Source organism: Microbacterium sp. LB12 (genome assembly GCF_037150835.1).
Lineage (GTDB): Bacteria > Actinomycetota > Actinomycetes > Actinomycetales > Microbacteriaceae > Microbacterium.
Genome location: NZ_JBBCPF010000007.1, coordinates 164,353 through 180,768, shown reverse-complemented (window position 1 = coordinate 180,768; position 16,416 = coordinate 164,353). Strand labels below are relative to the sequence as shown.

Below are 16,416 nucleotides of genomic sequence, written 5' to 3'. Positions count from 1 at the left end.
CACGGCCCGGAAACGCACGAAGGCCCCGGGAGAACCCGGGGCCTTCGATCAGAAACGCGTGAGCGTCGCGATTACTTGAGGGTAACCGTCGCGCCCGCCTCTTCGAGAGCAGCCTTGGCCTTCTCGGCGGTCTCCTTGTTCGCGCCCTCGAGCACGGCCTTGGGAGCACCGTCGACGACAGCCTTGGCCTCGCCGAGACCCAGCGAGGTGAGCTCGCGGACGGTCTTGATGACCTGGATCTTCTTGTCGCCAGCAGCCTCGAGGATGACGTCGAAGGAGTCCTTCTCGTCCTCGGCCTCTGCAGCGCCTGCGCCACCCGCAGCGCCGGCGACGGCGACGGGTGCAGCAGCGGTGACCTCGAACTTCTCCTCGAACGCCTTCACGAAGTCGTTGAGCTCGACGAGGGTCAGGCCAGCGAACTGCTCGAGCAGCTCCTCAGTGGAAAGCTTCGCCATGATGTATCTCCTAGATAGATGGGGTTGTTGTACGAGAACGTCGGACGCTTACGCGGCCTCGGCGGTCTCGAGCTTTTCGCGAAGAGCGTCGATGGTGGCGGCAGCCTTGCCCATCGTCGCCTTCATCATGCCCGCAGCCTTCGCAAGCAGAACCTCACGGCTCTCGAGCGAGGCGTACTTGTTGACCTCGTCGGCGGTGAGGGCGTTGCCCTCGAAGATGCCGGCCTTGATCACGAGAAGCGGGTTGGCCTTGGCGAAGTCACGCAGAGCCTTGGCGGTGGCGACGAAGTCACCGTGCACGAACGCGACAGCCGACGGACCCTTCAGGTCGTCGTCCAGCGCGGAGATGCCAGCCTTGTTGGCGGCGATCTTGGTCAGCGTGTTCTTCACCACGGCGTACTCAGCGTCCTGACGGATGCTGTTGCGCAGCTCCTTGAGCTGGGCAACCGTCAGACCGCGGTACTCGGTCAGCAGAACGGCAGTCGAGTTCTCGAATGACTTCGTGAGCTCGGCGACCGATGCATCCTTCTGCGCCATGGTCACTCCTTGGTGTGTACGAGGCGCCGCACGGTGGTGAGGCGCCGACCTTGACCACCTGCAACAGAAAAGCTCCGGCGCAAGCGCACGGAGCTTTGGAAAGTTCGTGTCCTGCGCGGGCCCCTGCGATGCAGAGCTTCGATCCTGTGCACTCACGCGCACACGATGACCAGCGGTCTTCGGTTACGAACACTCTACCTCACCCCCACTCCTCCCCCAAATCCCCTCTCCCCTCCCGCTCTCCCCCTCCCGCTCTCCCCCTCCCTCCTCGCGTCGCCGAGTGCACGAGTTCTCGCCGAGTGCACCGCTTCGTGACGCTGAGTAGTCGTGCACTCGGCAGCTCGTCGTGCACTCGGCGACGCCTGGGGGAGGACCGGGGGACGGGGGGACGGGGAGGACGGGGAGGACGGGGGCGGGGGGGGGGGAGAGAGGGGGTCACGGTGGGGTGATGCGGAAGGAGGCGAGGCGGGCGGCCAGAGCAGCCGGAGAACCGATGTGCTCTGACCCCCAGCGAGCAAAGCGCCACTGCGTCTGACCTCGAATCCAGTCCTCCCGCTGCTTCTCGGCGAGGAGAACCTGCTCCAGCGTGCGCCCGGATCGCAGCGCCTCGTCGAGGTACTTGGACTTCCCGTCGAACTCGCCGAAGCTCCGCACATCATCAAGGCCGAAGTCGACGAAGTACGGACGCCCATCCGGACCTTCCACCCGTACCTGGAGGTTCGGCGCGGCGAAGCCGAGTGCTCGCAAGTGGAGGCGACTGACGCTCTCGCCGGGAAGCTGTGCCCGTCCATCCGCGAAGTCGGCGACCCATCGGGCCTGGCGGATCCCCCTCGCCCCTGTGCCCTCGCGCAGTCGCCGTGCGAGTTCGGCGCGCCAGGAGACGACGGCATCCACATCCCACTCCCGCACCCGTTCTGCCATCTGCCGCTCGGCCGCATCCGCCAAAGCCACGGATGTCGCCAGGGGCACGGTCCGGATGAGGTCGAACACAGTGCGTGACAGTGACGTGCAGCGGATACCCCCGCGCACGGCGACATCCGCCGGCGGAATCGGTGCGAAATGGCGGAACACATCTGGTGCGCTCGAAATCCTCCTCGGTGTCGGTGCCGTCATATGCACACGGACGAGACGCATCGCCCACAGCGGCAGCCCCCAGAGCACCGCCGCCGAGGTATGCGACATCACTGCCGGTCCACTCGCGTCACGAGCCACCGCGATCACGTGCGCCCGATGCTTCTCTTCCGGCCACAGCGCTGCATGCTCGGCGGCATCCATGAACCACCCGCGACGAATCGGACAGAGCACGACCTCCTGCACGCCGACCGCGATGCGCCGATCCGTCCATCCGTTTCGGAGAAGATCCGTCCGCGATCGGACGAGCTGGGTGAGGGCAGGCGCGGTCGTCGGCATCCCTCATGGTTCCGCGGCCACCAGCCCTCAACACCTTCTCCCCCGCCCGAGCCCCACATCCGCGCTTTCCTCCGCGTTGTGCAGGAACGGTGCCCCGTGCACCCCCACCTCCCAACCCTGCCGAGTGCGCGGGAAGCTGCCGAATGCACGGGATCTTCTCGTGGAAATGCCGTGCACTCGGCAACAAGCCGTGCACTCGAGGGAAGGAGGAAGGGGCGAGACGGGAGGGGCGAGGGGGGCGAGGGGGCGGGAGGGGCGGGAAGGACGGAGCGGGAGGGGGGAGGGGGGAACGCGGGCGGCGTGGGAGGGAAGGTGGGGTCGGCGGGCGGGGTTAGAGTCGAAGGGTGACCCCGGAACTCGCAGCACGCATCGTCGCGGACTCCCGCGACCGCGTGGCCTGGATGCGAGCACGCTCACGGGGAATCACCGCCACGGACGTCGCGGGGCTCACGTCCGAGAAGTCGATCGCCCGCGCCGCCGATTCGAAGCTCGGCGGCGGCCCGCGCTTCGGCGGCAACGCCTACACGGATCACGGTCGGCGCCGCGAACCCGAGATCGCCGCCTGGGTCGCCGCGACCCACGGCATCCTCCCCTCATCCGCGCTGTTCCGCGCCGAGGTCGAGCACCGCCACCTCGCCACCCCCGATGGCATCGCGGTCGATGCCGACGGACGCGTGAAGCTCGCCGAGATCAAGACCACGAACAAGGCGTTCCGCGGCATCCCCCGCACCTACCTCCGCCAGGTGTGGTGGCAGCAGCATGTGCTCGGCGCCGAACGCACCCTGTTCGTGTGGGAGGAGCACGTCGACTTCGCGCCCGTCCACGACGAGCCGCGCTGCGTGTGGATCGACCGCGACGACCGGGAGATCGCCAAGCTCGTCGGACTCGCGACCGACCTCATCGACGAGCTCTACCGCCGCACCACCGGGCAGCAGGTTCCGAGTCGCACGGCGGATCCGGCGGCGAGTCGCCGCGAGCAGCTTCGCGAACGCGACGCCTTCCGCGCGCTCGCCCTCGCCGAGTGACCGGCACCGTCTGACGCGCCCGATGCGCTAGGTGCAGGTGTTGTTGCCGCCGAGCCCGAGCAGACCGCCGACCGAGAGCGTGCGTGTCGCGGCCGCAGACGCCCACGACGTGCCGGCGTAGATGGATTCGACCTTGACGCTGTTGGTCGAGCCGAGCAGGCTGCCGAGCAGCGTGTTCAGCAGTCCGGAGCTGATCGTGGACGAGTAGGTGTACGGGCCGGCCCCGCTCTGCGTGACGTTGGTGTTGTCCACGACGACATTGTTGATGGACAGACGCTGCTGCACGGTCAGATAGGGCGACGTCCAGGTGATCGTGAAGCCGGTGAAGGTGCCGAGGAAGCTGGTCACCGTGCACGACGTGACCACCGGGGTCGCCAGGGTGGCCGCGGTGAACGTCTGCGCCGCGTACTCGCTGTCGGTGAAGCTCGCATCGGTCTCCTGCACCGCGGGCGCCATGCCGAGGCCGACCAGCAGCGACAGGCCGGCGGCTGCCGCCAGGATGCGTACGCGACCCGGCGTCCTCATCGCCCCGGCTCCTCGTCGAGAGCCGCACGCCGACGCCTCACGGCCAGCAACGCACCCCACACCAGAAGCACGACGCCGGCGCCGATCACCCAGGGAGTCCCCGGCGGCAGCCCGGTCGTCGCCAGGCCTCCCGCGTCCACCGGCACCCCGGGCGTCGCGACTCCCCCACCCGGACTGACACTCGCGACCTCGCCCGCACCCCGCGCATGCACGACCACATCGGTACTGCCGGAGTCGTCCGCGGGATCGAGGACGATGGCCAGGCGCACGTGGGCCGTCTGCGTGTCGGGGATCGACACGAGCGGAACCTCGACACCGTCGCGCGGGATACTCCACGCGGTGCGCAGCTCGGTCTCGCCTCCCGGACATCCGGTCGCCGTCCATTCCTGCAGGCACATCGCGACATCGACGAGCAGGTGCGCGTCGCCCGTCGCACTGACCGCGATCCGCACGACACCAGGATCTGGGGCGTCCGCGCTGACGGCGACATCCCACCGCACGGGTTGCCCAGGAAGCAGGCTCCCGGCCGCCTCCCAGTCGGCCACCGACACCAGCCGGAGCACGGAGCCCTGGATGATCTGCGTGGTCGGCGCCGCCCAGGCGGGACTCGGCGTCGCGACCACGACGATCGCGAGCAGCACGACGGCGAACGCGCGCCTCATGGCCCGTCCCCCTCACTGCCGGATCCACGTCCACGCGCCCTGCGCGGCCAGAAGGCCCACACCACGAGGGTCGTCGCCGCGATCGTCAGACCGCCGAGCACGAGCGGGTTGCCCATCCCGACGATGAGCAGCGCGATCCCGGGCACCGAGAACAGCACACGCCGCACCGACGAGACGGTGTAGGGGAATGCGTCGTCGGCGGCATTGGCATCCCCGCGCATCGTGATGACGCGCTCGTCCGCGCTCACACCCGGGGAGATCGAGGCGACACGGTGGGTCACAGGCAGCTCCCCCGCCCGGTCGACCGTCACGACATCGCCGACCGCGATCTCGGTCGCGGGTACGCGCTGCACGACGGCCACGGAGCCTGCCGGGATGGTCGGCGACATCGACCCGGTACGGAACATGATGAGTGTGATCTGCGCCGTGAAGGCGAGCACGACGAGCACGATGCAGATCGCGCCGGCCACCGCGGCGAGCCAGAGCAGCACGTCGCCGATGATGCTCCCCGGACGAGATCGTGCGCGCGTCGATGCCAGGGCGGAGCTGATCGCCGCGGGCGACGGCGTCTGCTCCCGCAGGCTGCGTCGCGTCGTCGGCGTCGTCATCTCGCGCCCTCCTGTCCGTCCCGTCCGCGCTAGGACGAGGTCCCCTGGATCTGCCACGTCTGCGACATCGTGAGCCCCTGCGCGGCGTTCGGCGCCGTGGTCGGGAGCGTCACGGCGAAGCAGTAGTTCACCTGCGCCCCGCCGTTCGCTGTCACGACCTGCGTGGTCGCACCGTTCGCGGTCAACGCCGCCCCATCCGCGACGACCGCCGTACCCGCGGCGTACGTCGTCGCATTGCACGTGGTGCCGCTGATCGTGCGCACGCCGTAGGTGAGGTACGTCGCGAGTCCCGTGCCACCGGGAGTGCCCGCGGTCAGCTGCAGGGTTCCCGCGACCGAGGGGTTCGCGGTCTTCACGCTGAACAGCGCGTAGGTCGCGTTGCCCGGAGCCATCGCGGTCGGGGCGAGCTGGAAGTTCAGCGCCGCGGCTGTGCCCGTCGTCGCGTGGCTCGAGAACGTCGCACCATCGACGGCGCCCACGATGTCGAACCTGCCAGCGGTGAAGCTGGCGGATCCGTACTCGGAGTCGTTCCAGGCGGCGAGGGTGGCGGCAGCACCGATTCCGAACACGAGCCCGCCCGCGAGCACGGCTCGCAGTCGGCGGGAGCGCAGCCGTCGCCTCTCCCGCATCGCTCTGCGGGTGACCATCACATGCTCAGTTCGTCGAGGTCGCCGTGAACTTCCAGGTGGCGTTGGTCACCAGGCTCGGTGTGAGCGCGGCATCCGCCGTCACCTTGAAGCACAGCTGCACCGCGGTGCCGGGCACGGCCGAGGTGCCACCGGCGGTCAGCGGCACCGTGGTCACGCCGGTCTGCGCGTCGAGCGTCGCCCCGGTCGCGATAGGAGTGCCCGTGGCGGTCGCGGCGTTGCAGGTCGCCCCCGGTGCGAGCTGGTAGATCGAGTACGAGAGATGCCCGGAGTTCGAGGTGCCGGCGGCGTCTGCGGTGGTTCCCGCGGCGACGAGGTTCGCGCCGCTCGTGGTGCCGGCGGCGAGCCGCACCCAGAACCCGGCATACACCGAGCTGGTGGGCGACATGTTGCCGACCAGCCCCGCGGGCAGAGTGAACGCGAGCGTCGCCGCGGTGCCGGTGGTCGCGTGGTCGCTGTAGGCGGTGCCGTCCGTCGACCCCTCCAGGTTGAATGCGCCGGCGGTGAAGGTGCCGTTCGCGAACTCGGAGTCGTTCCAGGCGGCGAGCGTGACCGCGACGCCCACTCCGAGCACGAGCCCACCTGCGAGCACTGCGAGCACCTTGCGCTGTGTTGCCTTGGTTGCCATATCCGTTCCCCCCTCAGGAATCAGTGACAGGAAGGCGGTTCGACGAGCGGAGCTTGGGGAAGCCTCCCGTGTCCTGGCATCTTCTCCGACCTCATCAGGGATAAACAAGGCGATTTCGCGCAAGAGATTCGCTCATTCCGCGCAGAGGGCGCGCCCGAAGGGGAATCGTTGACGAAGATCAACCACCCGCGTATAGTTGACGCAGTTCAACCATCTCGTGCGCGCCAGTGCTGTCGCGGCATCCCCACCCTCGACTGCGAAAGGTCCCGCATGACCACGGATTCTCCCGTCAAGATGACGCATCGCCAGGTGCTCGAAGCCCTCACCGGCCTCCTGCTCGGCATGTTCGTCTCGATGATCGCCACCACGGTGGTCTCCACCTCGATGCCCGTCATCGTGCACGACCTCGGTGGCGACCAGGCCGCCTACACCTGGGTCATCACGGCGACGCTGCTCACCACGGCGATCTCCACCCCGATCTGGGGCAAGCTCGCCGACCTGTTCAACCGCAAGCTGCTGATCCAGATCGCGATCATCGTGTTCGTCGGCGCCACCGCCGCAGCCGGCTTCGCGCAGGACACCAACGCCCTCATCGCGTTCCGCGCCATCCAGGGCATCGGCGGCGGCGGTCTCGCCGCCCTCAGCCAGGTCATCATGGCCGACATCATCAGCCCGCGGGAGCGCGGCCGCTACATGGGCCTGTTCGGCGCGGTCATGGCCGTCGCCACCGTCGGCGGCCCGCTGCTCGGCGGATGGATCACGGATGTCGCGAACTGGCGCTGGAACTTCTTCGTCTCGCTGCCCTTCGCCGTCGCCGCACTGATCATCCTGCAGAAGACGCTGCACATCAGCACCGAGCGCACCCGCAAGGTGTCGATCGACTACGTCGGCATCGTGCTGCTCTCGGCGGCGGTCTCGCTCATCCTCATCTGGATCACCAACGCCGGTTCGACCTTCGACTGGTGGAGCACCGAGACCGTCCTCATGGTGGGTGGCGCGATCGTCGCAGCCATCGCCTTCATCATCGTCGAGCTCAAGGTGCGCGAGCCGCTCATCCCGCTCACGCTGTTCAAGGGCCGCACGTTCACCCTGTCGGTGCTCGCGTCGATCTCCATCGGCGTCGCGATGTTCGGTACCTCGGTCTACCTGGCGCAGTACATGCAGCTCTCCCGCGGCGCCACGCCGACTGAAGCCGGGCTCATGACGCTGCCGATGATGGCGGGGCTGCTGATCTCGTCGATGGTCATCGGCCAGCTGGTGACGCGCTTCGGCAAGTGGAAGGGCTACCTGATCCTCGGGTCGGTGCTGCTGATCGCCGGATCGGTGATGCTCTCCACGCTGCACTACGACACGAACTTCTTCCTCGTCTCGGTGTACATGTTCGTGATGGGCGCCGGCGTCGGCATGACCATGCAGAACCTGGTGCTGATCGTGCAGAACGTCGCGAAGCCCAGCGAGATGGGTGTCGCGAGCTCGGGCGTCACGTTCTTCCGCAGCCTCGGCGGCACGATCGGCGTCTCGGTCATGGGCGCCGTGCTCGCCAACAGCCTCACCGGCCTGTTCACCGATGGCAAGGAACGCCTGGGCACCGCGATCGCGAAGCTCGGCGAGAAGGGCGCGGAGGTCGCAGCCCAGCTCTCCAGCGGCACGCTGCCCGAGGTCCGTCTGCTGCCCGAGCCGGTGCGCTCGATCATCGAGGACTTCTACGCGCAGGCCATCTCGCACGCCTTCCTGATCGGCATCCCCCTTGCCGTGCTCAGCCTCATCGCGATCCTGTTCCTGCCGAACCGTCCGCTCACCACGATGACGACGACGGAGCGCGCCGAGGCGGACGCCGCGAAGAAGGTGCCCGCGGACGACGTCATCGACGAGGCGGCGGATGTCGCCATCGCCGACGCGACCGCCCTCTCCGGCGCACCGGTCACCGGCAGTGTGACCGTGATCGACCGCGCGGGCGACAACGGCGACGCGACACCCGATGTCCGCCGCTGATCACACCCCCGACACCCCGGAGGCGCGGGCCGAAGCGGTCCGCGCCCTCGAGGCGGAGTTCAGCGAGCTGATCACGCACTTCCGTCGTGTGATCACCGAGAACGCGAACCGCGTGAGCCCCGGCCTCCTACCCGGCGCCTACAAGATCTTCACCACGATCGCGCGGTGCGACCGTGTCACGGTCTCGACCCTCGCCGAACGGATGCTCATGGACAAGGGGCAGGTCAGTCGGATGGTGCGCGAACTCGAGGAACTGGGCCTGGTCGAGCGGTCCGCGGATCCCTCCGACGGCCGCTCGTTCCTGCTGCAGCTCACTCCTCTGGGTGCCGAGCGTTTGGCGGCGGCCCGCTTGCCGCAGGAGGGTCTGCTGCTGCAGACTCTCGCCGACTGGAGCCTGACCGACATCGGGAACCTCACCCGGCTGCTGCACGCCCTCGGTTCCGGGGTGACGCCGGGGTCGACCGCGACCGCCTGACCGGAGCGACGCCGAGCACCGCACGCGCCTCGGCCGCGATCTCCTGCGCGATGGTGTCGAGCAGCTCCGACCGCAGGTTCCACTGCTGCCAGTAGAGCTGCACTCGCAGCGTCGGGCCGCCGAGCGGCACCAAGCGCGGCGACTCCTGCAACAGCGGCACCATCCCCCACCCGAGCCCGAGCTGGACGGCGAGCGCGTAGTCGTGGGAGGCCGGGACGTAGTGCCGGGGCACCCCCTCCTGCCCGACCGACATGGCCCGCAGCCACTCATGCTGCAGGGTGTCGCGACGGTCGAAGTCCACGAAGGGCGCGGCGGCGAGCGCCTCGGTCGTCACGCCCTCGGGGAACCATCGTGCGGCGAAACCCGGTTCCGCCATCGCGCGATACTCCAGCACACCGAGCGGTGACACCGAGCATCCGGCCACCGCCGCCTCCTCGCTCGTGACGGCGGCCATGACGGTGCCGGACTCCAGCAGACGCGCCGTGAAGTTCTGGTCGTCACGGTGCAGATCGAAGTCGATGTCGTGGGCCGCCGAGAGGCGCGCGAGCGGGGCGAGGAACCAGGTCGCCATCGAGTCGGCGTTGACGGCGAGCGGGATGGTGATGCGCGAAGCCTCGCCCGCCTCGTCGATCCCCACGCCGACGAGTGCGTCGTGCTCCAGCAGTGCGACCTGCCGGGCCAGGCGCACGACGGCCTCTCCCGCCTCGGTCAGCCGCGCCGGCTTGGTGCGCACAACCAGGATGCGGCCGAGCTGCTGCTCCAGGGTCTTGAGCCGCTGGCTCACCGCCGACGGCGTGATCCGCAGCCGGCGCGAGGCGGCGTCCAGGGTTCCCTCGTCGACGATCGCGGCGAGGGTGGCCGCGAGTTCCGGATCGATGCGCACATTAGTGATGCTAATGGTTCGGTAGGAATCATTGCTTCAGCTCATGCCGCTGGATTCCTAGGCTGGGTTCATGCTCACCGTTCTCGCCGGTCTCGGCCTCGGCCTGTCCCTCATCGTCGCCATCGGCGCACAGAACGTGTTCGTGCTGCGTCAGGGGATCCGTCGCGAGCACGTGCTCGCGGTCGTCGTCATCTGCGCGCTCTCCGATGCCGCCCTGATCGCCGCCGGTGTCGCCGGTCTCGGCTTCGTGCTCTCGGCCGCCCCCTGGCTCGTCGTCGTCGCACGATGGGCGGGAGCACTGTTCCTGCTGAGCTACGGGATCCTCGCCGCGCGCCGCGCCTGGCGCGGTGGCGAGGAGCTCGACGTCGACACCGCGGACTCCGTCGGCACCGAGTCCGCCGCCGCAGGCTCGACGCTCACCCGTACACGTCTGGCACCCGTCATCCTGACGACGCTGGCCCTGACCTGGCTCAACCCGCACGTCTACCTCGACACGGTGCTGATGCTGGGGTCGATCGCGGCCACCCACGGCGATGAGCGCTGGCTCTTCGCGGGAGGGGCGATGGTCGCCAGTCTCCTGTGGTTCACGGCGCTCGGCTTCGGCGCGCGCTATCTCGGCCGCTGGCTGCGCACTCCGCGCTCGTGGCGCATCCTGGACGCCGTGATCTCCGTGGTGATGATCTCGATCGCGATCAGCCTGGTGCTGCCGGTGCTCGGCGGCTGACGCTCAGGCACCGTCGATCTGGGCGAGCCGCGCGCGCACGAGGCTCTCGAGCACCTCATCCGGGATCGGGCTCTCCGGCTGGAAGCGGATCGTCCCCTTGTCGACGCTGACGCCCGGATGCCCCTCCAGGAGTGGCGCGACCGCGGCGACGGCATCCGGGCTGAACGGGTAGATGCCGATGTGCTTCTTGGCCCGCATCACCGAGAGCAGGGGCTTGCCGGCGTACACGAGCGCGGGCATGCCGTAGCCCTTGCCCTGCTCGGCGGACGGCGCCTCGCGGCGGGCGATGGCGTAGATCCGGTCGATCGCGTCACGATCCGCCGGGGTGAGGTCTGCGAGATAGTCGTCGATGGTGTCCACGACCGCATCCTGTCACCGATCAGCCCCCGCGGCGAGGATTCGTGGCGTCACGCGCCGTCGAGCGGACGGAGGATGCGCGTGAGGAACCGCTGCGTGCGCTCGCGCTGCGGCGCACGGAAGAGCTCGGCGGGCGGACCCTGCTCCACGACCACGCCGCCGTCCATGAACAGCACGTGGTCGGCGGCCTCGCGCGCGAAGCTCAGCTCGTGGGTCACGACAGCCATGGTCCAGTTCTCGTCGGCGAGCTCCTTGATGACCAGCAGCACCTCCCCCACGAGTTCCGGGTCGAGGGCACTCGTCGGCTCGTCGAAGAGCAGCAGGTCGGGCTTGAGCGCGAGCGCACGCACGATCCCCACGCGCTGCTGCTGTCCGCCCGAGAGCTGGTGCGGACGCGCATCCGCCTTGTCGGCGAGGCCGACACGGTCGAGCAGCACCAGCGCCTCGCTCACGACCTCGGCCTTCGGGCGACCCTGCACGCGCCAGGGTCCCTCGATGACGTTCTCGAGCACGGTGAGGTGCGGGAAGAGGTTGTGATGCTGGAACACCATCGCTGAACGATCCCGCAGCGCCAGCCGCTTCTGCTTCTGCACGCGCGACGAGGGCTTCACGTCGGGGGCGAAGTCGATCTCCGGGCCGCCGTCGACCACGATCGTGCCGGCGTCCGGCGTCTCGAGGCCGTTGAGCGCGCGGAGCACCGTCGTCTTGCCCGACCCACTAGGCCCGATCAGCACGACCACCTCGCCGCGATGCAGTGTCAGATCGATGCCGCGCAGCACCTCGTTGTCGCCGAAGCTCTTGCGCAGGCCACGGGCGGTGAGCAGCGCCTCGGGCGCGTTGTCAGTGGGCGACACGACTGTCCAGCTTCCTCTCCAGCGCGCTCTGCCCGAACGACAGCACCAGGCAGAACACCCAGTAGACCAGCGCCGCGGCGAGGTAGAGCACCATGAACTCCAGCGTGGTCGAGGCGATCTGCTGCGCCACCTTGAACAGCTCCGTCACCAGGATGAGCGAGGTGAGGGAGGTGTCCTTCACGAGTGAGATGAACGTGTTCGACAGCGGGGGCACCGACACCCGGGCGGCCTGCGGCAGGATGATGCGCGTCAGCGTGTGCGTGCGGTTCATCCCCACCGTGTACGCGGCCTCCCACTGCCCCTTCGGGACGGACAGGATCGCGGCGCGCACCACCTCGGCCCCGTAGCCGCCGACGTTGAGCGAGAGCGCGATGATGGCACTCGGCCACGGGTCGAGGGTGACGCCGATCGACGGGAGTCCGTAGAAGATCACGAACAGCTGCACGAGCATCGGCGTGCCGCGGATGACCGAGATGTAGAAGCGGGCGACGCCCGATACCACCGGGTTCACCGAGATCCGCATCAGGGCGACACCGACGGCGATGATCAGCCCCAGCGCGAAGGACACCAGCGCGAGGGGCACGGTCGCCGTCAGACCCGCCCAGGCGATCGGCCCGAGCGAATCGAAGAACAGCTGCCAGGGGTTCTCCATCGACTACTGGGTGACGTCTTCGCCGAAGTACTTGTCGCTGATCTTCGCCAGGGTGCCGTCGGCGCGGAGTTCGTCGAGGGCGCCGTCGACGGCTGCGACGAGGGCTTCCTTGTCCTTCGTGAACACGAACGCCTGCTTGCCGGCCTCGTCGGTCTCCGCCGCGATCTTCAGACCGGACGGGCTGTTGGTCTTCTCGTAGTCGAGGAACGTCAGCTTGTCGTTGATGGTCGCGTCGACGCGGCCCTGGCGCAGGAGCTCGACGGCCTGTGCCCAGCCCTCCACGCCTTCCACGTTGGCGCCCGAGTCGGTGGCCAGCTCGTACCAGTTGCTCGTGAGCGACTGCGCTGTGGTCTTGCCCTTGAGGTCGGCGAACGACGAGATCGAGTCGTCATCGTCCGCGACGACGATCACACCGGGCGAGACCGTGTACGGCTCACTGAAGAGGTACTTCTTCTCGCGCTCGTCGTTGATCGAGACCTGGTTCGCGATCACGTCGAACCGGCCGGCGTCGAGTCCGGCGAAGATCGCGTCCCACTGCGTCTCCTGGAACTTCACCTCGAGGCCCAGCTTGTCGGCGACGGCCTGGATGATCTCGACGTCGAAACCGGTCAGGTCGCCGGAGCCCCCGTCACCGTGGAAGCTGAACGGACGGTAGGTGCCCTCGGTCGCCACGGTGAGCGTGCCGTCCTTCACCAGACCGAAGTCGGAACTCGCGGAGCTCTCGCCGCTTCCCGACGTGCTCGCGGGCCTGCTCGAGCCGCTGCAGGCGGTGAGGGCCGCGGCGACGACGACGAGTGCGGTGGCGGCGATGAGACGACGGGACATGGACCCTCCTGGGGGTGAGAAGCGCGGTGCGAGTTTACGCGACCGTCGCGAGAACTCCCTCACAGTACGCGGCGCACCGCCGTTCACCGCATCCGATGACGCTCCGTTTCAGCGGGCTTGCCCGGGGACGCAGAAACGCCCCCGGGCGGACCCGGGGGCGTTTCGGTGAGTCAGACTCAGATGGCGTTGACGTCCAGCGGGATGCCGGGGCCGAACGTGGTCGACACCGCACCCTTCTGGATGTAGCGGCCCTTGGAGCTCGACGGCTTGAGGCGCACGATCTCCTCGAGAGCTGCGTCGATGTTCTCGTTCAGCTGCTCGGCGGTGAAGGATGCCTTGCCCACGACGAAGTGCACGTTGGCGTGCTTGTCGACGCGGAACTCGATCTTTCCGCCCTTGATCTCCTCGACGGCCTTGGCCGGGTTCGGGGTCACGGTGCCGGTCTTCGGGTTCGGCATCAGACCACGCGGTCCGAGCACCTTTCCGAGACGACCGACCTGGCCCATGAGCTCCGGGGTGGAGACGGCCGCGTCGAACGCGGTCCAGCCGCCGGCGACCTTCTCGATGAGCTCGGCGCCGCCGACCTCATCGGCGCCTGCGGCGATCGCTGCCTCGGCCGCGGGGCCGGTGGCGAACACGATGACGCGGGCGGTCTTACCGGTGCCGTGGGGCAGGATGACGGTGCCGCGCACCATCTGGTCTGCCTTGCGGGGGTCGACGGCGAGCTTCAGCGCGACCTCGACGGTCGAGTCGAACTTCGACGAGCCGGTCTCCTTCGCGAGGGCGACAGCCTCGGACGGGGTGTAGAAACGGTCTGCCTCGATCTTCTCGGCGGCAGCCTTGTAAGCCTTGGACTTGGTAGCCATGATTATTCTCCTCAGCCCTCGACCGTGATGCCCATGGAACGGGCGGTGCCGGCGATGATCTTCGAGGCGGCCTCGATGTCGTTCGCGTTCAGGTCGGCCTGCTTCTGCTCGGCGATCTGACGGACCTGGTCCTTGGTGATCTTCGCGACCTTGACGGTGTGCGGGGTCGCGGAGCCCTTGGGGACGCCGGCGGCCTTCTTGATGAGCTCCGCAGCGGGCGGGGTCTTCAGGATGAACGTGAAGCTGCGGTCCTCGTAGACGGTGATCTCGACGGGGATGACGTTGCCGCGCTGCGACTCGGTCGCGGCGTTGTACGCCTTGCAGAACTCCATGATGTTGACGCCATGCTGACCGAGCGCGGGGCCGATCGGCGGCGCCGGGTTGGCTGCACCGGCGTTGATCTGAAGCTTGATCAGGCCGGTCACCTTCTTCTTCGGTGCCATTCTCTTTCCTTTCGTCGAATCGGATGCCGGGGCATCCGCTTCTCCCACGGATCCGGCATCTCCGGATCGTGGTCGTCTCTGCGCACGCCGAAGCGCCGCACAAACCACACAAGTCTACCCGATCAGGACGGACCCCTCCGCCACCCACCGATGCGGGATCGAAATCACACCGGGCGGGCACGTCTCCGGCACGTTATTGAACTGGCGAGGAGGAGAAACGCCCCGCCGGGCGGACCAGCGGGGCGTTCTGTGCGAGAAGTTGTGTGTCAGATCATCTTGGTGACCTGGTCGAACGACAGCTCGACCGGGGTCTCGCGCTCGAAGAGGGAGACGAGGACGGTGAGCTTGCCGCTCTCCGGCTTGATCTCGCTGATCGAACCAGGAAGACCCGCGAACGAGCCCTCCTTGATCGTGATGGTCTCCCCGACCTCGAAGTCGACCTCGGCCGGAAGCGGACGAGCGACGGCGACGCCGCCCTTCGACGCGATGTTCTTGGCGGTCGGGACGTCCTTGACCTCGACGAGCGACTTCAGCATGTTGAAGGCCTCTTCGAAGCGCAGCGGCGTCGGGTTGTGAGCGTTGCCCACGAAGCCCGTGACACCCGGGGTGTGCCGCACGACCGACCAGGTGTCTTCCGTGAGCTCCATGCGCACCAGCACGTAGCCGGGGATGCGCACGCGGGTGACCATCTTGCGCTGGCCGTTCTTGATCTCGACCACGTCTTCCATCGGGACCTCGATCTGGTAGATCTCGTCCTCGACCTCGAGCGTCGACTTGCGCTGCTCGATGTTGGCCTTCACCTTGCGCTCGAAACCGGCGTAGGAGTGGATGACGTACCACTTGCCCGGAAGCATGCGGAGGTCCATGCGGAACGCCTCGTACGGGTCCTCCTCGGAGTCCTCGTCGTCCGAGGAGTCCTCGTCGCCGTTGACGTCCGGACCGTCGTAGGGGGTCACTTCGTCGGCCGCGGCTGCATCCAGCTCGGCGACCTCTTCGGCCACAGATTCGTTGAGGACCTCAGCGGCAGCCTCAGACTCAGCCGCTTCGTCCAGGTTGAGAGCGTCGTTCACGATCGCGTCCGCCTCCGGGTCGTCGATGTCGATGTCGGTGTCGTCCGTGTCATCCTGTTCGCCGTCCTCATCCTCGACGTGGACCGCGACGTGCTCGGCCGAGGTGACCGAGAGCTCTTCCTCGGCGAGCACGTTGCCCTCCTGGGCTTCGTCTTCCTCGCTGGACTGCTCTGCGGCGGTCGCCCAGTCGGCGTCGTCGGAATATCGTTCAGACACGTTGTTTCTTCTCCATAGCTGCGGCCGGGACCGCGGGGGTCATCAGCCAGGGATTCCGAACACCCAGTGCGTCACGAACGCGAACAGCGTGTCCAAGCCGTAGACGATGCCCATGACGATCAGAACGAAGACGAGCACCACCCCGGTGAACTTGAACAGCTCCTTGCGAGTCGGGGTGACGACCTTGCGGAGCTCGGCGATGACCTGGCGGATGAACAGGGCGATGCCCCCGAAGAACCGGGAGAAGGGGTTGCCCTTCTTCTCGCGGGTGGCGCCGGCCGCGATGACCTCGCCGCGCGGTTCGTCCTGATCCATCCTGAATGTACCTTTCGTGTGTCAGCGTTGCGCTGACGCGCAGGGCGGACAGGAATCGAACCTGCAACCTGCGGTTTTGGAGACCGCTGCTCTGCCAATTGAGCTACCGCCCTAGAGACCGGGAGGTCTCGGGGTGTCTTCCCCACCCTGTCACGATCCCGCGGTCCGTGGACCCCAGGCATGGCGAAAGAATGCAGAAAACAACTGCCCCACAAGCATACGGCATCCATCCGGTGCTGCCGAACCG

At 68.0% G+C, this 16,416-nt stretch carries 21 protein-coding genes and 1 tRNA gene; 4 read left to right on the top strand and 18 right to left on the bottom strand.

The features are described from left to right. Positions 1–71: 71 nt before the first annotated feature. The 3 genes from rplL to WFM69_RS13910 form a co-directional block, all read right to left on the bottom strand. The gene (gene rplL, locus WFM69_RS13920; RefSeq protein WP_337005640.1) at positions 72–455 is read right to left on the bottom strand and encodes a 50S ribosomal protein L7/L12; all 384 of its coding nucleotides are present in this window, start codon (positions 453–455) and stop codon (positions 72–74) included. Positions 456–503: 48 nt separating this feature from the next. Continuing rightward, positions 504–992 (bottom strand): 50S ribosomal protein L10, encoded by a 489-nt coding sequence (gene rplJ, locus WFM69_RS13915; protein WP_183150716.1) that lies wholly within the window; start codon positions 990–992, stop codon positions 504–506. Between the two features lie 435 nt (positions 993–1,427). Next, positions 1,428–2,402 (bottom strand): hypothetical protein, encoded by a 975-nt coding sequence (locus WFM69_RS13910; RefSeq protein ID WP_337005635.1) that lies wholly within the window; start codon positions 2,400–2,402, stop codon positions 1,428–1,430. A 344-nt stretch (positions 2,403–2,746) separates the two neighbouring features. On the opposite strand from WFM69_RS13910, the gene WFM69_RS13905 reads away from it, so the two are divergent. Further along, entirely contained in the window at positions 2,747–3,427 is a 681-nt protein-coding gene (locus WFM69_RS13905; RefSeq protein WP_337005633.1) for a YqaJ viral recombinase family protein, read from the top strand. A 27-nt stretch (positions 3,428–3,454) separates the two neighbouring features. Here the strand turns inward: WFM69_RS13905 and WFM69_RS13900 are convergent, their stop codons facing one another. The 5 genes from WFM69_RS13900 to WFM69_RS13880 are packed head-to-tail and all read right to left on the bottom strand — an operon-like array spanning position 3,455 to position 6,497. Next, complete coding sequence (locus tag WFM69_RS13900; RefSeq protein WP_337005631.1) at positions 3,455–3,952, bottom strand: hypothetical protein; 498 nt, start codon at positions 3,950–3,952, stop codon at positions 3,455–3,457. Continuing rightward, positions 3,949–4,614 carry a hypothetical protein gene (locus tag WFM69_RS13895; RefSeq protein ID WP_337005629.1) on the bottom strand — a complete coding sequence of 222 codons (666 nt, stop codon included), beginning with the start codon at positions 4,612–4,614 and terminating at the stop codon, positions 3,949–3,951. The genes WFM69_RS13900 and WFM69_RS13895 overlap by 4 nt, the downstream gene beginning before the upstream one ends. After that, a complete protein-coding gene (locus WFM69_RS13890) occupies positions 4,611–5,222 on the bottom strand; it encodes a signal peptidase I (protein ID WP_337005627.1) in 612 nt (203 codons plus the stop codon). The genes WFM69_RS13895 and WFM69_RS13890 overlap by 4 nt, the downstream gene beginning before the upstream one ends. 29 nt (positions 5,223–5,251) lie before the next feature. Continuing rightward, entirely contained in the window at positions 5,252–5,869 is a 618-nt protein-coding gene (locus WFM69_RS13885; protein ID WP_337005625.1) for a SipW-dependent-type signal peptide-containing protein, read from the bottom strand. A gap of 7 nt (positions 5,870–5,876) precedes the next feature. Next, entirely contained in the window at positions 5,877–6,497 is a 621-nt protein-coding gene (locus tag WFM69_RS13880; RefSeq protein WP_337005622.1) for a SipW-dependent-type signal peptide-containing protein, read from the bottom strand. Positions 6,498–6,767: 270 nt separating this feature from the next. Between WFM69_RS13880 and WFM69_RS13875 the strand changes: the two genes are divergently transcribed. Then, the gene (locus WFM69_RS13875; protein WP_337005620.1) at positions 6,768–8,489 is read left to right on the top strand and encodes an MDR family MFS transporter; all 1,722 of its coding nucleotides are present in this window, start codon (positions 6,768–6,770) and stop codon (positions 8,487–8,489) included. Then, on the top strand, positions 8,476–8,964 hold the full coding sequence (locus WFM69_RS13870; RefSeq protein ID WP_337005618.1) for a MarR family winged helix-turn-helix transcriptional regulator: 489 nt from the start codon (positions 8,476–8,478) through the stop codon (positions 8,962–8,964). Before WFM69_RS13875 ends, WFM69_RS13870 begins: the two co-directional genes overlap by 14 nt. Here WFM69_RS13870 and WFM69_RS13865 read toward each other — a convergent pair. Continuing rightward, entirely contained in the window at positions 8,903–9,847 is a 945-nt protein-coding gene (locus WFM69_RS13865) for a LysR family transcriptional regulator ArgP (RefSeq protein WP_337005615.1), read from the bottom strand. The two genes, WFM69_RS13870 and WFM69_RS13865, sit on opposite strands and share 62 nt — an antisense overlap. A gap of 70 nt (positions 9,848–9,917) precedes the next feature. Here WFM69_RS13865 and WFM69_RS13860 point away from each other — a divergent pair, with 70 nt between their 5' ends. Next, entirely contained in the window at positions 9,918–10,571 is a 654-nt protein-coding gene (locus WFM69_RS13860; RefSeq protein ID WP_337005613.1) for a LysE/ArgO family amino acid transporter, read from the top strand. 3 nt (positions 10,572–10,574) lie between these two features. Here WFM69_RS13860 and WFM69_RS13855 read toward each other — a convergent pair whose 3' ends face one another. The 9 genes from WFM69_RS13855 to WFM69_RS13815 all read right to left on the bottom strand — a co-directional run bounded on the left by WFM69_RS13855 (position 10,575) and on the right by WFM69_RS13815 (position 16,282). Then, the gene (locus WFM69_RS13855) at positions 10,575–10,931 is read right to left on the bottom strand and encodes an iron chaperone (RefSeq protein WP_337005611.1); all 357 of its coding nucleotides are present in this window, start codon (positions 10,929–10,931) and stop codon (positions 10,575–10,577) included. 47 nt (positions 10,932–10,978) lie between these two features. Continuing rightward, complete coding sequence (locus WFM69_RS13850; protein ID WP_337005609.1) at positions 10,979–11,782, bottom strand: amino acid ABC transporter ATP-binding protein; 804 nt, start codon at positions 11,780–11,782, stop codon at positions 10,979–10,981. After that, positions 11,769–12,434, bottom strand: a complete 666-nt coding sequence (locus tag WFM69_RS13845; RefSeq protein ID WP_337005607.1) for an amino acid ABC transporter permease — start codon at positions 12,432–12,434, stop codon at positions 11,769–11,771. Before WFM69_RS13845 ends, WFM69_RS13850 begins: the two co-directional genes overlap by 14 nt. Before the next feature lie 3 nt (positions 12,435–12,437). Then, positions 12,438–13,259, bottom strand: coding sequence for an amino acid ABC transporter substrate-binding protein (locus WFM69_RS13840; protein ID WP_337005605.1), 822 nt, complete (start codon positions 13,257–13,259; stop codon positions 12,438–12,440). Positions 13,260–13,435: 176 nt separating this feature from the next. Then, entirely contained in the window at positions 13,436–14,125 is a 690-nt protein-coding gene (gene rplA, locus WFM69_RS13835; RefSeq protein ID WP_337005603.1) for a 50S ribosomal protein L1, read from the bottom strand. Positions 14,126–14,136: 11 nt separating this feature from the next. Continuing rightward, on the bottom strand, positions 14,137–14,568 hold the full coding sequence (gene rplK / locus WFM69_RS13830) for a 50S ribosomal protein L11 (RefSeq protein WP_045256170.1): 432 nt from the start codon (positions 14,566–14,568) through the stop codon (positions 14,137–14,139). Between the two features lie 266 nt (positions 14,569–14,834). Beyond that, complete coding sequence (gene nusG / locus WFM69_RS13825; protein WP_337005599.1) at positions 14,835–15,854, bottom strand: transcription termination/antitermination protein NusG; 1,020 nt, start codon at positions 15,852–15,854, stop codon at positions 14,835–14,837. A gap of 42 nt (positions 15,855–15,896) precedes the next feature. After that, the gene (secE, locus tag WFM69_RS13820; protein ID WP_337005598.1) at positions 15,897–16,169 is read right to left on the bottom strand and encodes a preprotein translocase subunit SecE; all 273 of its coding nucleotides are present in this window, start codon (positions 16,167–16,169) and stop codon (positions 15,897–15,899) included. A 40-nt stretch (positions 16,170–16,209) separates the two neighbouring features. Beyond that, positions 16,210–16,282: transfer RNA gene (locus WFM69_RS13815), tRNA-Trp, on the bottom strand. Between the last annotated feature and the right edge of the window lie 134 nt (positions 16,283–16,416).